Source organism: Kitasatospora sp. NPDC059327, from assembly GCF_042752535.1.
Lineage (GTDB): Bacteria > Actinomycetota > Actinomycetes > Streptomycetales > Streptomycetaceae > Kitasatospora.
This window is the reverse complement of the sequence record NZ_JBHYYB010000017.1, coordinates 77108-97285: the sequence shown is the minus strand read 5'-3', so window position 1 is coordinate 97285 and position 20178 is coordinate 77108. Positions and strand designations below refer to the sequence as shown.

The window sequence follows — 20178 nt, the reverse complement described above, 5'->3', positions numbered from 1 at the left end:
CTCGGGCCACGGAGCGTCGCGCTCCTGTTCGGGCGGGCTCTACGTGAGCGCAGGTCAGAAGGGCACCGAGACGCTGGTGGTGATGGAGCCGAGGCCCACCACCACGCCACTGCCGAGGTTCATTCCGGCCAGCGCGCGGGTCCGGGCGCAGGCGCCGTTCCAGCGCACCAGCCGGATCTCGCCGGCCGGGTCCGGGACGGTCGCGGCCTGGTTCGCGGCCTCGTTGCGGACAGCACCGTTGTACAGGGAGTGGGACATGGGGCTTTCCTTTCCATTCGGGAAGCGATGCGTGGTGATAAGTCGCACTGTTCTCTGCGGTTTGGGTGCTTTTCAGGTGGTTCTGTTCTCTGCGGTTCTGTTCTCTGTGGTGCTCTGTGGTGCTCTTCGGGGGGTCTGAGGGGGTGGGGACAAGAGCCCCGGGGGCGCGGGTCCGGGCGGCCGGGGGCCGTCAGGAGCGGCTCGCACTGCGGGCATCGGGCCGGGCATCGGGCCGGGCGACCGCCGCGCGGCCCGCGGGCTCCGCCCGCCCGCCGCCCGGGGCCGGGTCCAGCAGCAGGACGGAGGGCACGGTGTCGGCGAAGCCCAGCCGGAGCAGGGCGTAGCCGATCCCGGAGAGCCCGGTGAGCAGGCCGGGCGTCGGCACCTGGCCGGGCGTCCCGCAGCGCGGACCCCAGTCGTGGAGCTGCCCGAGGACCGTCCCGGCCCGGCCGGTCAGGCTGTTCCGCGCGCCGCCGTGGCCGCGCTCGGCGAGCGCCGCCAGGGCTTCCACGGTGCCCAACTCGCCGTGACAGAGGCTGAGGTCCGCCAGTGGCGGCTGGCCGGTGAGCCGGCGGACCGCGTCCCGCAGCGGGCCGTCGGCCGGCTCGGCGGACAGGCCCGCGTCGGCCGCCGCCAGCACCGTCCCGGCCGGCCCCGAGCACCAGCCGGCGGTGGGCCGGTCCGCCGCGACGGCGGCGGCGGCGGTCAACCGGGCCCGGCCGGCGGCGGCGAACCGCGCGCCCTCCGGGCCGCCGGTGAACCGGGCGTGCCGGGCGAGCGCCCAGCCGATGCCGGCCTCCCCGAAGGCGAAGCCGGCCCGCTCCGGGGCCGTGCCGTCGAGCGGACCGGGCGGCGGCAGCCGGAGCAGCCGTTCGGCGATCCGGTCCGCGAGCGCGGCGGCCTGCGGCAGGCCGCGCTCGCGGTGCACCGCGTGCAGGGCCGCGAGCGCTCCGGCCAGGCCGGCCGACACGCCGGCCGGGGCGTCCTCGTCGAGCGCCGCCAGGGCCAGCGCGTCCAGCGCGGCCGGCAGGCAGTCGGCGAGGCCGTCGTCGACCAGGCCGGCCAGCCGGGCGAGGGCGTAACAGAGGCCGCCCAGGCCGTCGAAGCCGCCCGGGCCCACGGCCCGGCTCAGCGCCGGGTCGGCGGCCATCGCGGCGACCAGTTCGGGCAGCGGGGCGATCGCCGACCGGGCCAGCCCGGTGTGCCGGGCGGAGCCGGTGAGGACCCCGAGCTGGGCCAGGAACAGGGCCACTCCGCAGTAGCCCTGGGCCAGCCCGGCGCCCATCGGCAGCACCGTCCAGTGCTCGTCGACGGCTTCCAGGCCGATCCAGTTGGCCCGGCCGTGCCCCCGGACGGAGCGGCCGGCGATCTCGTCGGCGATCCCGGAGGCGGCGGCAAGCAGCGCGGACGGCTCCGGGACGGCGGCGGGCGAGGGGCGGGTGCGGCCGCCGGACCGGTGCCGGGGGCCCGCCGCGTCCGGACCGACCGAGGCCAGCGTGGCCGAGATGACCCACTCCTGGTCGAGCCGGTCGACGGTGTTCATCCCGTCGAGCTTCGCCCGGGCGGAGGCCAGACCGGAGGTCTCCAGGACCCCGGGCACCGGGCTCCCGTCCGAGGCGAACACCTCGGGGGTCGCCGGCCGGTGGAAGAAGACGGGGATGTCGCCGTCCCACAGGTCGGCGATCTCGTACTCGATCAGGGCCTGCCGGGCCGGATCGCCCTGGGACTCGGCCCAGAGCACCGCGAACATGGCGTCCCGGTCGAGCCCGTCGCCGAGCAGCTGCGGGTGGGTCGCCTCCTCCAGCAGGGTGGCGTAGAGCATCGTCGGGCGGACCACCAGCCGGCCGATGGCCTCCGCCCCGGCGGCCAGCAGCCCGGCCGGGTCGGACAGTTCCGCCCGGTGCCGGACGACGGCGTCGTACCCGGCGCGGAACCCGGCCAGGGTCGCGGACAGCCGGTCCGCGCTCGCGGCGCCCGGCACGGTGCCGTACGGCCGGTTCCGCGCGCCGGTGAACGGTACGGGCCGGCGCACCAGGCGCATCTCGTCCGTCCCGGCGTCCTCCCAGACCATCCGGGTGTTGGGGAAGTCCCCGCCCGGCGCGGCGCCGAGGGCGGAGACGTCGACCGCGCCGAGCTCGCCGACCAGCAGCTGCGGCAGCAGGCAGGTGCGGTGCACCGAGGCGGCGTGCGCGGCGGCCGCCGGGTCCGGCAGGGTGGTGGCGCCCTCGCCCAGGACGGGGTGCAGCAGCGTCTCGACGTCCACCAGCACCGGCTGGTCACCGTGCGCGAGAAGGTTCTCGCAGTGCAGGTCCACCCCTTCGAGGGTGTACGCCAGGGCGAGCAGCGCGCCCTGACGCCGGTGGAACCGGTCGATCTCGGTCAGCGAGCGGCAGACCCGGTGGTCGATGTACTCCAGCCAGCCGTAGCCGTCGCCGGCCACCCAGCGCGGGGTGCGCAGCCCCAGGCCCGGCGCCTTGGCGTCCAGCCAGCCGGCCATGTCGTCCAGGAGCGCGTGCTGGCCGATCGGCCGCGGCTTGTAGACCGCGCCGGCGCCGCTCGCGAACCGCAGCACCGCCACCGCCCGGCCCTGCTGGTGGAGGTCGCCGTGGCCCAGTTCGACGGCGGCCAGCGGGCCCTGGTCCCGTCCGTCGAACAGCCCGGCGGTCAGCGCGGACCGGTCGGCGGCGAGCCGGGTCAGCAGCTCCGCGCCGGACCGCGCGGTGTGCCGGCACATCCGGGCCAGCAGCCGGGCGAGCACCGGGTACCGGGTGAACAGCCGGACCAGCCCGGCCCGGGTGCCCGTCCGGGCGGCGAAGTCGGCGAACCGGGCCGCGCCGGTGGCGCCGCCCAGACCGCCCGCGGCCCGGGCGGCGGCGAGTTCCACGACCAGGGTCCGGGCCGCCTCGCCGGCGAGGCGCTCCGCCAGCCAGCGGGCGTACGCCGGGGCGAACACCGCCAGGTCGTCCGGTGCGGCGCCGCCCGAGCGGGCCCGCTCCGTCAGCTCGCCGACGGCGGCCGCCACCAGCGGGCCCAGCAGCGGCGCGAACACCGCCGCCCCCTCGGCCGCCTCGACCCGGACCTCCTCGGGCCGCTCCGGCGCCGCGGCGACGGCCCGCTCCGCGAACTCCGCCCACGACGGCTTGGCCAGCCGGCCGGCCAGCCGCTCCGGCGGCTCGGCGGCGAGGGCCGCGGCCTGCTCGGCGTCGACGCCCAGCCGGGTCAGCCGGACGGACTCGCAGGCCCGCTCGACCGCCGAACGGGTGCGCGTCCCGGTGGTCGGGCCCGCCGCCGGCGCCACCGGCGGGTGCGGGGCCGACAGCCGTTCGCGCAGCGTCGCGGCGGGCGCCCACCAGGAGGGCGACGGCCCTGAGGCGTGGGAGGCGGTGTCGGTTGTGGTCACGTCCGCCACCCTCCCAGCGGCACGACCCGTCCGTACAGGGGAGCACCACCCGTACATTTCCTCGCGGACTACCCAGACGCCGTACCCACCGTGCCCCACCTTTGTCCGACCGGGCGGTCCGACGGGCGGCGGGGGCCGGCGCGCGGCCGGCTCCGGGGGCCCGCGCAGGGGCGCGGAGCTGCAGCGGAGCCCGTCCCGGGCCTCCGGGACCGGTGTCCGGATCCGGTCACGCCGCAAACGGGGACGGGCGCACGACCCGGTACCCCCCGCCGCGGCGGGGAAAGCGGGTGATCGCGCCCCATGCGGCGCGGCGCACCGGACGCGAAGACTCCTCGCCGAGAGGTTCACCCCCACGCTGACCGAGGAGTGCACATGGGCAACCCCCTGCCGCTTTGCGTCGTGGCCCTGGACCCGGTGCTCGAAGCCGGCGCCGTCAGCGCGCTGTCCGGCAACCCGGACATCGCCCTGGTCCAGCCCGAGGAGAAGGCCGACGTCGCCGTCGTGCTGGTCGACCGGGTGGACCGCCAGGAGCTCGACCTGGTGAACGCGACGCGGACCGGCCCGCACCGGCCCGCCATCGTCGTGATCGCCGCCGACCTGTCCCCGGCCGAGGCCGCGGACGCCATCAACGCCGGGGCCCGCGGCCTGCTGCGGCGACGCGAGGTCAACGCCGACCGACTGGCCCGCACCGTGCTCACCGTGGCCGGCGGCGACTGCACGGTACCGCCCGACCTGATCGACGGACTCCTCGACCACGGCACCGAGCTCGACCCGCACCCCGGTGCCCGGGGCCACGGGCCCGGGTGGGGCCTGGACGAACGGGAGCGCGCCGTGCTGCGGCTGGTGGCCGACGGCCACGAGACGGACGAGATCGCCCGGGCGCTCTGCTACTCCGCACGGACCGTCACCACCGTGGTCCGCGACATCACCCAGCGGTTCCGGCTGCGCAACCGCGCCCACGCGGTGGCCTACGCGCTGCGGGCGGGTCTGCTGTGAGCGCCCTCGCCCTCGACGTCAGGCCCGGCACCGCCGCCCCCGACGTCAGACCCCGCGCCGCGGCCCTCGACGTCAGGCCCGGCACCGCCGCCCCCGACCCCTGGCCGGGGAGCGCGCGACGGCCGGCCGGACTGCGCGTGCACCTGGGCCCGGCGGGCGGGGCGGCCCGCGAGGCGGTGGCGGCCAACCTGCGCCGGGCCGGCATCGAACTGGCCACCGCGCGCTCCGGGGCCACCGTGCGGGTCGCCGCCGGGCAGACACCCGGCGCCGCGCTGGACGGCTGGCCGGACCCCGACGGCGCCCCGCTGCTGCTGATCGCCGACACCTTCACCGCGGCCGGGGTCCGCCGGGCCGTCCGGGCCGGGGCGGTGGCCATGCTGCAGTCCACCGAGGCCACCCCGGAACGCCTGCTCACCGCCGTCCGCGGGGCCCGGCACGGCGAGGGCCGGATGCCCTACGGCGTCCTGGTCGGCCTGCTCGGTCCGGTGCGGGACGACGCCGCGGCGCCGCGCCGGCCCGCCCCCGACTCCCCGTTGACGGCCCGGCAGACGGCGGTGCTCGGTCTGGTCGCCGAGGGTCACGGCAACGCGGCCATCGCCCGCGAGCTGTCCTGCTCCGAGCACACCGTGAAGAACGTCATCTACGACCTGATGGCCCGGCTCCAGGTCCGCAACCGGGCGCACGCGGTGGCCCACGCCGTCCGCACCGGGCTGATCTGACCCGGCACCGCGGCCGGAGCCCCGCCGAACCCGGCCGAGGCCCCCGCCGACCGCCGCCGGCCCGCCGCCCACCGGTCACCGGCCCGCCGCCGGCCCGGCGGCCGACCAGAGACATTGACGCAGCAAAAGCGGCGTCCCGCGCTGCCGCTCCTTCCCTACTGCCCCGCCGCACACGACCGGCAAGCTCCGGTTGTGCCCCGACCACCCGGGGCGCGCGACGGATCGACTACCCCTTGGAGGTGAGCCGGTGGACCGCGGTGACGTCCGGACGACATCCTTCTCGCAGCAGCGGCTGTGGTTCCTCGACCAGCTGCGGCCCGGCACGGCGGATCATCTGCTGCCGCTGGCCCTGCGCCTGCGCGGCGGCGTCGACGCCGCCGCCCTCGGCGCCGCGCTGACCGCCGTGGTCGCGCGGCACGAGGTGCTGCGCACCCGGTACACGGCCGCCGACGGCGAGCCGGTGGCCCGGGCGGTGCGGGCCGTCGAGGTCCCGCTGGAGACCGTCGAGGCGCCCGCCCCCGGCGAGGCCGGCATCACCGCGGTCCTCGACCGGGTGCTGGGCCGGCCGGTCGAGCTGGCGAGCGCGCCGCCGCTGCACGCCACCCTGGCGCGGCTGGCGGCCGACGACCACCTGCTGGTCGTCGTGGTGCACCACATCGCCTTCGACTTCTCCTCGTGGAACATCTTCACCCGGGACCTGGCGGCGGCCTACCGGGCGGCGGCCGCCGGCGACCCCGCGGAGCTGCCGGAACTCCCCGAGCAGTACGCCGACTTCGCGGCCCGCCAGCAGGAGCGGACCACCGGCCCCCGGCTCGCCCGCCAGCTCGGCTACTGGGGCTCCCGGCTGGCCGGCCTGCCGCCCCTGGAGCTGCCCACCGACCGCGCCCGGCCCGCCGAGTGGGACGGCGCCGCCGCGGTGGCCCGGTTCACCCTCCCGGCGGACCTGGTGGCCCGGGCCGACCGGCTGGCCCGGTCCCGGCGCGCCACCCGGTTCATGGTGCTGCTGGCGGCCTTCCAGGCCCAGCTCGGCCGGTACAGCGGGCAGCGTGACTTCGCCGTCGGCACCCCGGTCGCCGGCCGCGGCCAGGCCGTCACCCGGGAGCTCGTCGGACCGTTCGTCAACACCGTGGTGCTGCGCGCCGACCTGTCGGGCCGGCCGAGCTTCGCCGAGCTGGTGGACCGGGTCCGGGGCACCTCCCTCGCCGGCCTCACGCACGCCGAGACGCCGTTCGAGCGCGTGGTCACCGAGCTGGCCCCGGCCCGCGACCTCAGCCGCAACCCGCTCTTCCAGGTCTCCTTCCTGACCCTCGACGCGCAGGCCGAACCGCCCGCGCTGCCCGGGCTGGAGGTGGAGCTGGTGCCCACCCCCGTCGCCGGGACGCCGTTCGACCTGGCGCTGGACCTGCTCGGCCGCCCCGACGGCAGCCTGGGCCTGCGCCTGCAGTACGCCACCGCGCTGTTCGCCCCGGAGACGGCGGCCCGCCTCACCGAGGACTACGTCCGGCTGCTGCGCGCCGTCCTCGCGGCGCCCGACGAGCCGCTGGCGCTCGCCACCGCCCAGCTGGCCCCGCTCCCCTCCGGCGAGCGCCGCCGCCGGCTCGCGCTGGGCCTCGGCCCCGCCCGCGCTGTGCTCCCCCCGACCGTCACCGACCTGTTCGAGCGGCAGGCGCGCGCCACCCCGGACGCCCCCGCCGTCCGCTCCACGGACGGCGGGCTGAGCTACGCCGAACTCGACGCCCGGGCCGACCGGCTGGCGCACCGGCTGCGCGGCCTCGGCGTGGCGCGCGGCATGCGGGTCGGCGTACTGCTGGAGCGCGGCACCGGCCTGCTCACCGCCCTGCTCGCCGTCCTCAAGGCGGACGGCGTCTACGTCCCGCTCGACCCGATGCACCCGGTGAAGCGGGTCGGCTACCTGGTCGCGGACACCGGCGCCGCGGTGGTGGTCACCACCGGCCCGCTGGCCGACCGGCTCACCGGGACGGCCGCGACGACCCTGCTGCTCGACGGCGACGAGCCCCCGGCCGGCCCGACGGACCGGCTCGACCGGCTCGACCGGCTCGACCGGACCACCGGGCCGGACGACCTCGCCTACGTCTTCCACACCTCCGGCTCGACCGGCATGCCCAAGGGCGTGCAGATCCCGCACCGGGCACTGACCAACTTCCTCCACTCGATGGCCGCCCGGCTGGAACTGCCGCCGGCCGCCACCGTCCTCGGCCTGACCACCGCCTCGTTCGACCCCTCGATGCTGGAACTGTGCCTGCCGCTGCTGACCGGCGCCCGCCTGGTGCTGGCCGACACCGAGCAGGCCCGCGACCCGGAGCGGCTGATCCGGCTGATGGACGAGGCCCGGCCGCACGTCGTCCAGGCCACCCCGTCCATGCTGCGGATGCTGACCGACACCGGCTGGACCCCCGGTCCCGGCCTCACCGTGCTCTCCGGCGGCGAGAAGCTGCACACCGAACTGGCCGCGACGCTCGCCGCCGGCGGTGCCCCGGTGTGGGACCTCTACGGGCCCACCGAGGCCACCATCTGGACGAGCGTCGCCCGCCACGGCACCGACGGGCAGGTACTGACCTGGGCCGCGGTGGACAACACCACCGTGCGGGTGCTCGACGACCGGCTGGAGCCGGTGGCCGAGGGCGGCACCGGGCAGGTCTGCATCGGCGGCGACGGCCTCGCCTGGGGCTACCGGGGGCGGCCCGGCCAGACCGCCGGCGTCTTCCTCCCCGACCCGCACGCCACCACCCCGGGCGGCCGGCTCTACACCACCGGCGACCTCGGCCGGCTCCGCCCGGACGGCTCGCTGGAGATCCTCGGCCGCAGCGACCACCAGGTGAAGATCCGCGGCCACCGGATCGAACCCGGCGAGATCGAGGCCGCGCTGCTCGCCCTGGACGGTGTGCGCGCCGCCGTCGTCCACCCGACCCCGGACGGCGCGGGCGGCCGACAGCTCACCGCGTACCTGGTCGCGGAGGACGCCGAACGGCCGCCCACCGCCGAGGAACTGCGCACCGCGCTGCTCGACTCGCTGCCGCAGCACCTCGTCCCGGCCGCGTTCGTCCTGCTGGACGCGATCCCGACGGCGGTCAGCGGGAAGGTCGACCGGCACGCGCTGCCGGTGCCGGAACCCCGGACGGCCGCCCCCGCCTCCGCCGCCCCGCGCACCCCGCAGGAGCGGGCGGTGGCCGCGGTCTGGGAGGAGGTCCTCGGCGCCACCGGGATCGGCGCCCACGACGACTTCTTCCGGCTCGGCGGGCACTCGCTGCTCGCCACCCGGGTGTCGGTTCGGCTGCGGGCCGCCCTCGGGGTGGACGTGCCGGTGCGGGCGCTCTTCGACCACCCCACCGTCGCCGCCCTCGCCGCGGCCCTGGACGACTACCCCCGGCAGGCCGCCGCCGGCCCGCTGCCCCGGCTGACCGCCCGCCCGCGCGGCGACCGCGCGACCGCCGGCCGCTGACCGCCCCGCACCGACCTCCCTGCCCTCCTCGCCCCAAGGAAGCGCCATGACCACCGCCATCACCACCGACACCTCCGTCTTCGAGAAGCTCGAATCCGAGGTGCGGATGTACTGCCGCACCTTCCCCGTGGTGTTCGAGCGTGCCAAGGGCGCGCTGCTGCACACCGACGACGGCCGCGCCTTCATCGACTTCTTCTGCGGCGCCGGCAGCCTCAACTACGGCCACAACAACGACGCGGTCAAGCAGCGCGTGCTGGACTACCTCGCCGCCGACGGCGTCATGCACGGCCTGGACATGCACACCGTCGCGAAGCGGGAGTTCCTCACCCGGTTCAACGAGGTCGTCCTGCAGCCGCGCGGGCTCGACTTCAAGGTCCAGTTCACCGGCCCGACCGGCACCGACGCGGTGGAGGCCGCCCTCAAGCTGGCCCGCCGGGCCACCGGCCGCACCGGGCTGACCGCCTTCACCGGCGGCTACCACGGCATGTCGCGCGGCTCGCTGGAGATCACCGGCAGCCGGCGCGCCCGCCGGGCCGGCGGGGTCGCCGGCGGCGACGTCACCTTCGTGCCCTTCGAGGACGGCCCGCTGGGCCCGTTCGACTCGATCGACCTGATCGATCGGCTCTGGGCCGACCCGTCCTCCGGCACCGAGCCGCCGGCCGCCGTCGTCGTCGAGCCGATCCAGATGGAGGGCGGCGTCTACCCGGCCGGCCCGGAGTGGCTGCGCCGTCTGCGCGCGGTCACCGAGCGGTACGGCGTGCTGCTGGTCCTGGACGAGATCCAGTCCGGCTGCGGCCGCACCGGCACCTTCTTCGGCTTCGAGGAGTCCGGGATCGTGCCGGACATCGTCACCGTCTCCAAGTCGCTGAGCGGCTACGGGCTGCCGCTCTCGCTCACGCTGTTCCGCCGCGAGCTCGACCTGTGGCAGCCCGGCGAGCACACCGGCACCTTCCGCGGCAACCAGCTGGCCTTCGTCGCGGCCACCGCCGCGTGCGAACTCTGGCAGCAGGAGGCGTTCCTGACCGGCCTCCGGCAGAACTCGGCCCGGCTCGACCGGTTCCGGGCGGAGCTCGGCACGCTCGACCCGGAGCTGGTGCTGCGCGGCCGGGGCATGGTGCTCGGCATCGACACCGCCCGGGCCGGCGGCCCCGACCGGGCCGAGCGCGTCCAGCGGTACGCCTTCGACCACGGCCTGATCGTCGAGCGCTGCGGGCGGCACGACGAGGTCCTCAAGGTGATGCCCCCGCTGACCATCGTGCCGGAGCTGCTCGACGAGGGCCTCGGCATCCTGCGCGACGCCCTGCGCGCCGGCTGACGGCCCGTCACCCACCACCCGTCACCCGCCCGTCACCGCCCCCGCCCCCGCCTGCCGTCGCACGGCTGTCCTACCGCCCCGCCGCACCGCCGCCCGAGGAGGAACCCTGATGCCCCGCCCGCCCCGCCGCCACCTGGTCTCGATCGACGACCTCACCGACCGCGAACTGCGCTGGATCGCCTACCGCGGCGCCCAGTACGCCGCCGGGGAGTGCGAGAGCGCCCGCCCGCTCGACGACGCCGTCGTCGGCGTCCTGTTCCGCAAGACGTCCACCCGCACCCGGACGGCGTTCTCCGCGGGCGCGCTGCGGCTCGGCGCGCGGCTGATCACCTACGGCCCCGACGACCTCCAGGAGAACACCGGCGAGACCGCCGAGGACACCGGCGACGTGCTGTCCCGGATGCTCGACGTCCTGGTGGCACGCACCGCCGGCAGCACCGAGGAGCTGCGCGCCTACGCGGCCCAGCAGCGGATGTCCGTCGTCAACGCGATGAGCGCCGCCGAACACCCCACCCAGGCCCTCACCGACCTCACCACCATGCTGGGCCACTTCGGGCGGATCGAGGGCCTGCAGGTGCTCTACACCGGCGAGGGCAACAACACCGCCTCCGCGCTCGCCCTCGCGCTCGCCCGGTTCCCCGGCACCGAGCTGCACCTGCGGACCCCGGCCGGCTACGGGCTCGACCCGGTCTACCTCGACCGCGCCCGCACCCTCGCCAAGGAGTCCGGCGCCCTGGTCGAGGAGCGGCACGACATGGCCGACCTGCCGGAGGCCGACATCGTCTACACCACGCGCTGGCAGACCACCGGCACGGCCAAGGCCGACCCGGACTGGCGCCGCGACTTCGAGCCGTTCCGGGTGGACGCCTCGGTGCTCGCGGCCTGCCCCGGCGCCGTCTTCATGCACGACCTGCCCGCGCACCGCGGCGACGAGGTGACCGCCGAGGTGCTGGACGGCCCGACGAGCATCGCGTTCCAGCAGGCCGAGAACAAGTACCACAGCGCCCGCGCGGTCCTGGAGTGGTGCCTCGGCGGCATCCCGGCCGCACAGGCCTGACGACCACACGGGCCGACGGCCGAGCAGGCCCGACGGCCGAACGGGCCCGACGGTCGGCCGGCCATCGGCGGACGACCCGGCGCACATTTCCCAGGGAGGTAGTTCAGCAATGTCCGAGACCATACGAATGCCCGGCGGTGGGTGGCGCCTGTGGCCGCACTTCGCGCTCCGCGGGCCGGGCTTCCCCGCCGCCGGGGTGCTCCGGCTGGCGCCGGAGGGCCTGGCCGCGGCCGCCGACAAGTTCACCGCCGGGGAGGCACCGGCGGGGCCGGACTGGGAGGCCTTCGAGGAGGCGTTCACCGCCGCCGCCGTGCAGACCGCGCGGGACCTCCAGGAGATCGCCGCCTCGGGACCGTTCCGGGCCGCGGTGGCCTGGCAGAACCGCGCGGTGCTCGGCACCGGCATCAAGTCCTTCCTCGACTGGACACCGTCCGCCGAGGGCCGCACCAGCATGCCGCGCCAGCGCGAGGAACTGGTCGCCCACTACTGGCAGCGGTTCTGCGTCAAGAACGACACCATCGGCTTCTTCGGCCCGGTCGGTTGGGGCACCTTCGACACCGCCCGGCGCGGCGTCGAGGTCCACCCCGGCACCGGACTGGTCGCCGACTCCCGGGTGTACTTCTCCAGTTGGTCCATGGACGCGCTGGCCAAGGCCCTCGACCGCGACCCCCGGGTCCGGGACTGGACGCCGCCGCGACCGGTGCCGTTCGTCCGGGCGGGCGAGGGGACGGTGCACCTGCCCGGCCGCCCGCCGCAGCCGGCCCCCGAGCCCGCGCTCACCGTCTTCCGGTTCTGCGACGGCCGCCGGACCCCGGCCGAGGTCGGCGAGCTGGCCGGCCGGGAGCTGGGCCGGCCGCTGCCCGCCGCGGAGGTCACCGCCGCCCTGGAGTGGCTGGTCGCCCGCCGGCTGGTGCTGTGGCGGCTCGACGTGCCCGCCGGCACCTACCCCGAGCAGGAACTGCGGGCGATGCTCGACCGGATCGGCGACGCCGAGGTGCGCGACCCCGCGCTGGCCAAGCTGGCGGTGCTCGAACAGGGCCGCGACCGGGTGCAGCGGGCCGGTACCGACCCCGAGGAGCTGACCGCCGCGCTCGGCGCGCTGGAGGCCGACTTCGCGGCGATCACCGAGGTCGCGGCGGTCCGGGAGAAAGGCGCGCGGACGGCGCCCAACCGCGCCCTGGTCTACTCCGACACCCGCCGGTCCGCCACCGCCACGGTGGGCACCGCCGTCCTGGAACAGCTCGCCCCGCTGGAGCTCTGCATGACCGCCGCCCGCTGGCTGACCAACCGGTACGCGCAGTCCGTCGGCGCCCGCATCCGCGCCGCCTACCTGGCCCTGCGCGAGCGGAGCGGCGGCCCGGTGGACCTCGGCTCGCTCTGGTTCGCCTGCCTGCCCGCCCCGCACCCGGAGTCGATCGCCGACGCCGACCGGATCCAGGCCGAGCTGCGCGAACGCTGGCGGAAGATCATCGACGCGCCGGCCGGCGCCCGGCGGGTCACCCTCGCCTCCGCCGACATCGCCGAGCAGGTCCACGAGGCCTTCCCGGAGGAGGGCCGGGGCTGGTCGCTGAGCCGGTACATCAGCCCCGACCTGATGATCATCGCCGAGGACCTCGACGCCGTCGAACGCGGCGAGTTCGAGCTCGTCATCGGCGAACTGCACGTCGCGATGAACACCCTCGGCCAGTCCCTCTTCGTCCACCAGCACCCCGACCGCGACCGGCTGATCGACGAGACCAGCCGCGACTTCCCCGGTCCGCGCCTGCTCCCGATGCTGCCCAAGGAGCTGCCGCTCAAGTGGTCCGCCCGCAGCCGGCAGGCGCTCGAACGGCCGCAGGACCACTACGTCGCCCTGACCGACCACACCGCCGACCCGCACCGCCCGCGCACCGCCCGCTCCGGCGACGTCCTGGTCGAGGAGCGCGACGGCGTCCTGTCCGCCGTGCTGCCCGACGGCTCGGTCTTCGACCTGCTCGACGTGTTCTGCCACGCGCTCACCAACCGCGTGATGGACCGCTTCAACCTGCGCTCGGACGGCGACCACTCGCCCCGGATCACCATCGACTCCACCGTGGTGGCCCGGGAGACCTGGCGGTTCGCCGGCGCCGCCCTGGACTTCGCGGACGAGAAGACCGAGGCCCGGCGGTTCGTCCGGGCCCGGCAGTGGCGGGACGAGCACGAGCTGCCCCGCTTCGTCTTCGTGGTCTCCCCCACCGAACCGCGGCCGTTCTTCGTCGACTTCGACAGCCCGGTCTACGTCACCATCCTCGCCAAGGCCGCCCGCCGGCTGGCCCGCAAGGACCCGGACGCCCGGCTGACCGTCAGCGAGATGCTCCCCACGCCGGAACAGGCCTGGCTCACCGACGACCAGGGCCGGCGCTACACCTCCGAACTGCGCCTGGTCGCCGTCGACCGGACGACCGTGACGGAGGAACCGGCATGAGCGTCCCCGCCGGGGCCACCTTCGTCGACGCCATCCGCGCCCACGCCGACCGCGCGCCGCACGCCCCCGCCCTGCTGACCGCCGACGGCGCGGTCGGCTACGGCGAACTCGCCGCCCGGATCGACCGGCTGGCCGCCCACCTCGCCGCCCACGGCCTCGGCCCGGAGCGGGTCTGCGCGCTGGCGCTGCCCCCCGGCCCGGACGCCGTGGTCGCGACCGCCGCGGTCGTCCGCACCGGCGCGGCCTTCCTCGCCCTGGACACCGAGCTGCCCGACGGCCGGCTCGCCGCGCTGGCCGCCGGCGGCCGGGCCGCGCACCTGCTCACCACCGCCGCCCTGGCCGGCCGCCTCGGCCCGCTGGTCGACGCGCCCGTCGTCCTGCTCGACCGGCTGCCCGAGGCGGCGCCCCCGGCCCCCGCGTTCCCCGCCCCGCACCCGCGCTCGCTCGCCTACGTCAGCCACACCTCCGGCTCGACCGGCACGCCCAACCCCGTCCTGATCGAACACGGCGGCCTGGACACCTACCTGCGCGCCGTCGCCCACGACAACGGACTCGGCCCCGGCACCGTGACCCTCCAACTCGCCCCGCCCGGCTACGACGCGTCCATCCGGGACACCTTCGCACCGCTCGCCGCCGGCGGGGCCGTCGTCCTGGTCGAGCGCTCGCGGCTGATGCGCGCCGACGCCTTCGCCGACACCGTCGCCGCATACGGCGTCGACACCGTCCTCAGCACCACCCCCTCCTTCCTCACCTTCCTCTCCCAGCACCCGCGCGCGGCCGAGCGGTTGCGCACCCTGCGCCTGCTCTGCTCCAGCGGCGAGTCCCTGCGTCCCTTCCTCGCCGCCGGCGGCCGCGCCCTGATCGGCGGCCGGCTGGTCAACCAATACGGCCCCACCGAGTGCACCATGACCTCCACCCGGTACGAGGTGCCGACCGCTCCGGACACCGCCACCGACACCGTCGGCACCCCGATCGACGGCACCGCCGTACGACTGCTCGACCCGCGGGGGCACCTCGTCCCGGACGGGCAGGTCGGCGAGGTGCACATCGGCGGCACCGGCCTGGCCCGCGGCTACGGCGGCCTGCCCGCACTGACCGCCGAGCGCTTCCCGCCCGACCCCTACGGCCCGCCCGGCAGCCGGCTCTACCGCACCGGCGACCTCGCCCGGCGCAGCCCCGACGGGACCCTCGACTACCTCGGCCGGGCGGACCGGCAGATCAAGATCCGCGGCCACCGGGTGGACCCGGCCGAGATCGAGGGCGCGCTGCTCACCCACCCCGACATCACCGGCGCCGTGGTCACCGCCGAGACCGACGACCGGGGCCGCACCTGGCTCGACGCCCACGTCACCGGCCCGCTCGACGGCACCACCGACGCCGGGCTGCGCGCGCACCTCGCGCGCACCCTGCCGCCGCACATGATGCCCCGGCGCTTCACCCGGCTGGAGCGGCTGCCCGTGACGCACAGCGGCAAGACCGACCGCCGCGCCCTGCGCGCGCCCGTGCCGGAGGCCGTCGCGTGACGGCCGCCGACACCCGCCTCGCGACGACCGCGGACACCCCGGTCGGACCGGCCGACGTCCTCGCCGCCGCCGAGCGGATCGCCCCGCACGTGCGGCACACCCCGCTGCTGCGCCCCGAGTCCCTGTCCGGCCTGCCCGGTCTGCCGGGCCTGCTCGTCAAGGCCGAACACCTCCAGCACAGCGGCTCGTTCAAGCTACGCGGCGCCGCCAACGCGATGCTCGCGCTCGGCGCCGACGAGGTGGTCGCCGGCTCCTCCGGCAACCACGGCATCGCGGTGGCGACCCTCGGCCGCGCCCTCGGCGTCCGGGTCACCGTGGTGATGGCCGCCGGTGCCGCCGAGGCCAAGGAGCTGGCGATCCGGGCGCTCGGCGGCGCGGTCCTGCGGGTGCCCGGCGGAGTGGCCGAACGCGACCGCCACGCCAAGGAGCTCGCCGCCCGCACCGGGGCGGCGCTGGTGCCCTCCTCCGACCACGAGCTCGTGATCGCCGGACAGGGCACCGTCGGTCTGGAGGTGTTCGCGGACGCCCCCGACCTCGACGCGATCTTCGTCCCGGTCGGCGGCGGCGGCCTGCTGGCCGGCGTCTGCCTCGCGGCCGCCCGCCTGGCCCGGCCGGTCCGCGTCATCGGGGTGGAGCCCGAACAGGCCCGCCGCTACGCCCGCTCGGTCGCCGCCGGCCGACCGGTCGAGCTGCCGCCCAGCGACACGGTCGCGGACGGGCTGCGCGGGCAGCGGCCCGGCGAGCTGATCTTCCCCGTCGTCCGGGACCGGGTCGACGAGCTGATCGGTGTCGACGACGCGGCGGTGCTGCGCGCGATGGACCTGCTGCACCGCGCCGGCATCGCGGCCGAACCCAGCGGCGCCGCCGCCCTCGCCGGCGCGCTGCGCTCCGGCGCCCTGCGGCCCGGCGGCCGCGGCCGCACCGCGGTCGTCGTCTCCGGCGGCAACTCCGCCGCCGCGCTGGCCGCCGCCGCGAAGCGCTGAGCCCCCCTCCTCTCCCCCTCTTCTCTCCCGCTCATCCACCCCTTCGGAAGGACCGACCATGACCACCATCGACACCGCCGAACTCACCGCGCGGATCACCGGGTTCTACCGCGAGACGCTCGGCGACGACAACCTCGACACCGACAGCGACTTCTTCGAGGCGGGCGGCGACTCGCTGGCCGCCTTCCAGATCGTCGACCGGCTCCAGGAGCTGGTCGGTGCCGAGATCGCCGTCGCCCTGGTCTTCACCTACCCGTCCCCCGCGGAGCTCGCGGAGGTCGTCGTCGACGACCTGTCCCTCGCCTCCGCGTCGGCCTAGGGGGCACCGGCATGCACGAGGAATCCGTCTCCCTGAGCGGCCGGTGGCGGCTGTGGGACCAGGTCGCGGTGCGCGGCCCGGGGTTCCCGGCCGATGGGGTGCTCCGGCTGGCGCCGGAGGGCCTGGGCGCGGCCGCGGACAAGTTCGGCGCCCGGGACAAGCTCTCCGGGGCCGCCTGGCAGGCCTTCGAGGAGGAGTTCGCGCAGGCCGCCGCGCAGGCCGCCGCGAACGCGCAGGAGATCGCCGCCTCCGGGTCGTTCCGGGCCGCCGTCGCCTGGCAGAACCGCGGTGTGCTCGACTCGGCGATCCGACCGTTCCTCAACTGGTCGCCCGCGACCGAGGGCCGGACCTTCAAGCAGCGCCAGCGTGAGGAGTTCGTCGCCCACTACTGGCAGCGGTTCTGCGTCAAGAACGACACCATCGGCTTCTTCGGCCCGGTCGGCTGGGGCTCCTTCGACACCACCCGGCCCGGCATCACCGTCGACCCGGGCACCGGGCTGACCGCCTCCTCGGAGATCTTCTGGTCCAGCTGGTCGATGGACGCGCTGGCCCGCGAGATCGGCGCCGATCCGGCGGTGCGCGCCTGGACGGCGCCCCGCCGGGTGCCGTTCGTCCGACTGGAGGAGGACGCCGTGCGCCTCCCCGGCCGCCCGGCGCGCCCGGTACCGGCGCACACCCTGGGGGTGCTGCGGCTCTGCGACGGCACCCGCTCGGCGCACGCCATCCAGCAGGAGACCGGCCCCGACGTCGACGTCCCCGCGCTGCTCGACGAACTCGTCCGGCTGCGCTGGATCACCTGGCAGTTCGACGTCCCCGCCGACATCCGGCCCGACCGCCGGCTCCGGGCCGGCATCGAACGGATCGGCGAGCCGGCCGTCCGCGCCGCCGCCCTGGCCCGGCTCGACGAGCTGGAACGCGCCCGCGACGCCGTCCGGGCCGCGGCGGACGACCCCGACCGCCTGGTGGCCGCCCTCACCGAGGTCGAGCAGACCTTCCAGCGGGTGACCGACGCGGCCGCCAAACGGGAGAAGAGCGGCAGCACGGCCCCCGGCCGCGCCGTGGTCTACCAGGACTGCCGCCGCGCGGCCCGGGTGACGCTCGGCAGCGACGTCCTGGCGGCCCTCGCCCCGCTCGACCTGCTGATGGACGGTGCCGCCTGGCTCGCCGCCGCGCTGGCCACCCGGGTGGCCGACCGCGTCGCCGCGGTGTACACCAAGCTGCGCGCCGAGACCGACCCCGGCCGCCCGGTGGACCTCGCCACCTTCTGGTTCGCCTGCATGCCCGTCCTGCACGGCGCCGCGGGCGCCGACGCCGCCGAGCTCCAGGCCGAGTTCGAGGGCCACTGGCAGCGGATCCTGCCCTCCTCGGACGGGGTGCGCCGGGTCAACGTCGCGGCCGCCGACCTCGCCGGCCGGGTCGCGGAGGCCTTCGGTCCCGCCACAGCCGCGGGCTGGACCGCCGCCCGGTACATCAGCCCGGACATGATGATCGCGGCGGAGGACACCGCGGCGATCGACCGCGGCGAGTTCGAACTCGCCCTGGGGGAACTGCACCTGGCCTCGAACACGCTCGGCAACGAACTCTTCGTCAACCAGCACCCCGCCCCAGGCGAGCTGTTCGACCGGACCGACCGCGACCACCCGGCACCCCGGCTGATGCCGCTGCTGCCGAAGGAGCACAAGGCCCGGCTCTCCGCCCGGATCCGGCACGCCTTGGTCCGCCCGCAGGACTACCAGGTCGCCCTGCTCGACAACACGGCCGACCCGCACCGCGAGCGCACCACGCCGAGCGCCGACACCGTGGTGGAGCAGCGGGACGGCCGGCTGGTCGTGGTGCTGCCCGACGGCGCCGTGTTCCCGGCCATCGAGGTCTTCTCGCACGTGCTGACCACCCTGGTGATGGACCGCTTCCGGCTGCTGCCCGAGACCGACCACTCCCCCCGGATCACCATCGACAAGATGGTGGTGGCCCGGGAGACCTGGCGCTTCACCGGGCCCGCGCTGGACTTCGCGGACGAGAAGACCGAACCGCGCCGGTTCGTCCGGGCCCGGCACTGGCAGGACGCGAACGAGCTGCCCCGCTTCGTCTTCGTGGTCTCCCCCACCGAACCGCGGCCGTTCTTCGTCGACTTCGACAGCCCGGTCTACGTCAACATCCTCGCCAAGGCCGCCCGCCGGCTGGCCCGCAAGGACCCGGACGCCCGCCTGACCGTCACCGAGATGTTCCCCACGCCCGAACAGGCCTGGCTCACCGACGACCAGGGCCGGCGCTACACCTCCGAACTGCGCCTCGTCGCGGTGACCGACTGACCGACCCGCACCACCGACGCACCACCGACCCCGGGCCGGGCTCCCCCAGGAGCCCGGCCCGGTCGCGTCGGCGGGCCGTCGCCTGGGTAACCCCCTGCCGGGGCGACACCGACCACCGCGCCACGTGGCTGACCTTATCGCTGGGTCATCCGCGGAGTCTGACGACCCCAAGGGCGTCAGTAGGCGAAGGTCATCCGGATACTGGGCTTGTCGATGACGTAGCCGTCGATCTTCTCGTCAGGGGTGGCGGCCAGGTGGATCGTCGTGATCGGGCGGGCTTCGCGGTCCTTTCCCCAGGCGCGGATGGCGTCGGCCAGACGGTCGGCAAGCTGGGGCCCGACCGGGCCGTGGCCCGTGGCGCCGAGCTCCCAGCGGGCCCCGTCCTCGGTCTCGACGCGGCTGGTCGTGAAGTACGCCAGCGAGTCACCCTCGGCCAGGGCCGGGCTGCGGCTGGGGATGGCGGGCCTGATCAGGCCGCTGTCGATGGCGGCCTTCTCGGCGGAGATGCGACAGGTGGCCGGGTCGGTGGTGGCCAACCGCAGCCACACCCCGTCGAACGACTCGTCGCCGCGGACCAGCACGCCGGAGCCGACCTTGGTGGGCGACTGATCGAGGACGCCCGTGAGGGCGGTGGTGCCGATGGACTGGTCCGCGTCCCAGTAGAGGGAGACCAGGCCGTCGCTGTCGATGGTGCCGGTGCGCTCGCCGTCCTGGCCGAGCATCGGGACGAAGCCGCACAGCTCCATCGAGTCCGAGACCATCCGGTTGCCTCGGTGGACGAACGAGATCGAGTAGGTGGTGCCCCGCCAGCGGAGCGGGACGACCAGCCGGCCGCCTGTGGCGAGCTGGTCCCACCAGGCCTCGGGGACGTCCCAGGCGCCGACCGTGACGATCATCCGGGTTGCCGGACCGTGGGCGGGGGCGCCGAGCGAGCCGTCGCCGGTGATCACGACCACGCCGCCATTACCGGTAGCGGCCAGGGTCCGACGGGCGTGGGCGGTCACGTCCACGTCGATGTCCACGGTGGCGACGTAGCCGGTCGGGCCGGTCAAGCGGGCCAGCAGGGCCGCGTTGTAGCCGGTCCCGGCTCCGATCTCGATCACACGGTCACCGGAGTGCACGTCGAGCTGCACCAACATGTCGGCGACCAGCGAAGGCACCGAGGCACAGCTGAGTGGCAGGCCCCCGGCGGGGTTGTCCTTGATCGTGACACTGATGTCCTCGTACGCCTTCTCGGGGGTGGCGTCGGGCACGAACTCGTGCCGGGGGACGGCCCGCATCGCCTCCTCGACCGCGGGGGTGAGCCGGTGGGTGGCGGTGATGGCGTCCACCATGCGCTCGCGCAGGACCTCGGGCGCGGTGGGTGTTGCGGTGTTCATCGTGCTCCTTGGATAGA

Annotated in this window: 13 protein-coding genes; 10 read left to right on the top strand and 3 right to left on the bottom strand. The window is 76.0% G+C overall.

Features of this window, described 5'->3' with window-relative positions:
* Nucleotides 1-54: 54 nt before the first annotated feature.
* Nucleotides 55-258 (bottom strand): hypothetical protein, encoded by a 204-nt coding sequence (locus ACFXHB_RS13505; protein WP_380574210.1) that lies wholly within the window; start codon nucleotides 256-258, stop codon nucleotides 55-57.
* A 190-nt stretch (nucleotides 259-448) separates the two neighbouring features.
* On the bottom strand, nucleotides 449-3658 hold the full coding sequence (locus ACFXHB_RS13500; RefSeq protein ID WP_380574209.1) for a type 2 lanthipeptide synthetase LanM family protein: 3210 nt from the start codon (nucleotides 3656-3658) through the stop codon (nucleotides 449-451).
* A 372-nt stretch (nucleotides 3659-4030) separates the two neighbouring features.
* Here ACFXHB_RS13500 and ACFXHB_RS13495 point away from each other — a divergent pair, with 372 nt between their 5' ends.
* The 10 genes from ACFXHB_RS13495 to ACFXHB_RS13450 all read left to right on the top strand — a co-directional run bounded on the left by ACFXHB_RS13495 (nucleotide 4031) and on the right by ACFXHB_RS13450 (nucleotide 18782).
* Nucleotides 4031-4654, top strand: a complete 624-nt coding sequence (locus ACFXHB_RS13495; protein WP_380574208.1) for a response regulator transcription factor — start codon at nucleotides 4031-4033, stop codon at nucleotides 4652-4654.
* Nucleotides 4651-5373 (top strand): response regulator transcription factor, encoded by a 723-nt coding sequence (locus tag ACFXHB_RS13490; RefSeq protein WP_380574207.1) that lies wholly within the window; start codon nucleotides 4651-4653, stop codon nucleotides 5371-5373. Before ACFXHB_RS13495 ends, ACFXHB_RS13490 begins: the two co-directional genes overlap by 4 nt.
* 247 nt (nucleotides 5374-5620) lie before the next feature.
* Complete coding sequence (locus ACFXHB_RS13485; protein WP_380574206.1) at nucleotides 5621-8833, top strand: amino acid adenylation domain-containing protein; 3213 nt, start codon at nucleotides 5621-5623, stop codon at nucleotides 8831-8833.
* Nucleotides 8834-8879: 46 nt separating this feature from the next.
* The gene (locus ACFXHB_RS13480) at nucleotides 8880-10148 is read left to right on the top strand and encodes an aspartate aminotransferase family protein (RefSeq protein WP_380574205.1); all 1269 of its coding nucleotides are present in this window, start codon (nucleotides 8880-8882) and stop codon (nucleotides 10146-10148) included.
* Nucleotides 10149-10257: 109 nt separating this feature from the next.
* Nucleotides 10258-11205, top strand: a complete 948-nt coding sequence (locus tag ACFXHB_RS13475; protein ID WP_380574204.1) for an ornithine carbamoyltransferase — start codon at nucleotides 10258-10260, stop codon at nucleotides 11203-11205.
* Nucleotides 11206-11314: 109 nt separating this feature from the next.
* Nucleotides 11315-13648, top strand: a complete 2334-nt coding sequence (locus ACFXHB_RS13470) for a lantibiotic dehydratase (RefSeq protein WP_380574203.1) — start codon at nucleotides 11315-11317, stop codon at nucleotides 13646-13648.
* Entirely contained in the window at nucleotides 13645-15171 is a 1527-nt protein-coding gene (locus ACFXHB_RS13465) for an amino acid adenylation domain-containing protein (protein ID WP_380574202.1), read from the top strand. Before ACFXHB_RS13470 ends, ACFXHB_RS13465 begins: the two co-directional genes overlap by 4 nt.
* Nucleotides 15168-16154, top strand: a complete 987-nt coding sequence (locus ACFXHB_RS13460) for a threonine/serine dehydratase (protein ID WP_380574201.1) — start codon at nucleotides 15168-15170, stop codon at nucleotides 16152-16154. Before ACFXHB_RS13465 ends, ACFXHB_RS13460 begins: the two co-directional genes overlap by 4 nt.
* Before the next feature lie 58 nt (nucleotides 16155-16212).
* Nucleotides 16213-16473 (top strand): phosphopantetheine-binding protein, encoded by a 261-nt coding sequence (locus ACFXHB_RS13455; RefSeq protein ID WP_380574199.1) that lies wholly within the window; start codon nucleotides 16213-16215, stop codon nucleotides 16471-16473.
* A gap of 11 nt (nucleotides 16474-16484) precedes the next feature.
* A complete protein-coding gene (locus ACFXHB_RS13450; RefSeq protein ID WP_380574198.1) occupies nucleotides 16485-18782 on the top strand; it encodes a lantibiotic dehydratase in 2298 nt (765 codons plus the stop codon).
* A 176-nt stretch (nucleotides 18783-18958) separates the two neighbouring features.
* Here ACFXHB_RS13450 and fxlM read toward each other — a convergent pair whose 3' ends face one another.
* Nucleotides 18959-20161 (bottom strand): methyltransferase, FxLD system, encoded by a 1203-nt coding sequence (fxlM, locus tag ACFXHB_RS13445; protein ID WP_380574197.1) that lies wholly within the window; start codon nucleotides 20159-20161, stop codon nucleotides 18959-18961.
* Between the last annotated feature and the right edge of the window lie 17 nt (nucleotides 20162-20178).

Excerpts from the sequence above, each read along its gene's own strand:
- fxlM (WP_380574197.1), bottom strand. The coding sequence starts at position 20,161 with ATGAACACCGCAACACCCACCGCGCCCGAGGTCCTGCGCGAGCGCATG.
- ACFXHB_RS13465 (WP_380574202.1), top strand. The coding sequence starts at position 13,645 with ATGAGCGTCCCCGCCGGGGCCACCTTCGTCGACGCCATCCGCGCCCAC.
- ACFXHB_RS13470 (WP_380574203.1), top strand. The coding sequence starts at position 11,315 with ATGTCCGAGACCATACGAATGCCCGGCGGTGGGTGGCGCCTGTGGCCG.
- ACFXHB_RS13495 (WP_380574208.1), top strand. The coding sequence starts at position 4,031 with ATGGGCAACCCCCTGCCGCTTTGCGTCGTGGCCCTGGACCCGGTGCTC.
- ACFXHB_RS13450 (WP_380574198.1), top strand. The coding sequence starts at position 16,485 with ATGCACGAGGAATCCGTCTCCCTGAGCGGCCGGTGGCGGCTGTGGGAC.
- ACFXHB_RS13480 (WP_380574205.1), top strand. The coding sequence starts at position 8,880 with ATGACCACCGCCATCACCACCGACACCTCCGTCTTCGAGAAGCTCGAA.
- ACFXHB_RS13505 (WP_380574210.1), bottom strand. The coding sequence starts at position 258 with ATGTCCCACTCCCTGTACAACGGTGCTGTCCGCAACGAGGCCGCGAAC.
- ACFXHB_RS13475 (WP_380574204.1), top strand. The coding sequence starts at position 10,258 with ATGCCCCGCCCGCCCCGCCGCCACCTGGTCTCGATCGACGACCTCACC.
- ACFXHB_RS13455 (WP_380574199.1), top strand. The coding sequence starts at position 16,213 with ATGACCACCATCGACACCGCCGAACTCACCGCGCGGATCACCGGGTTC.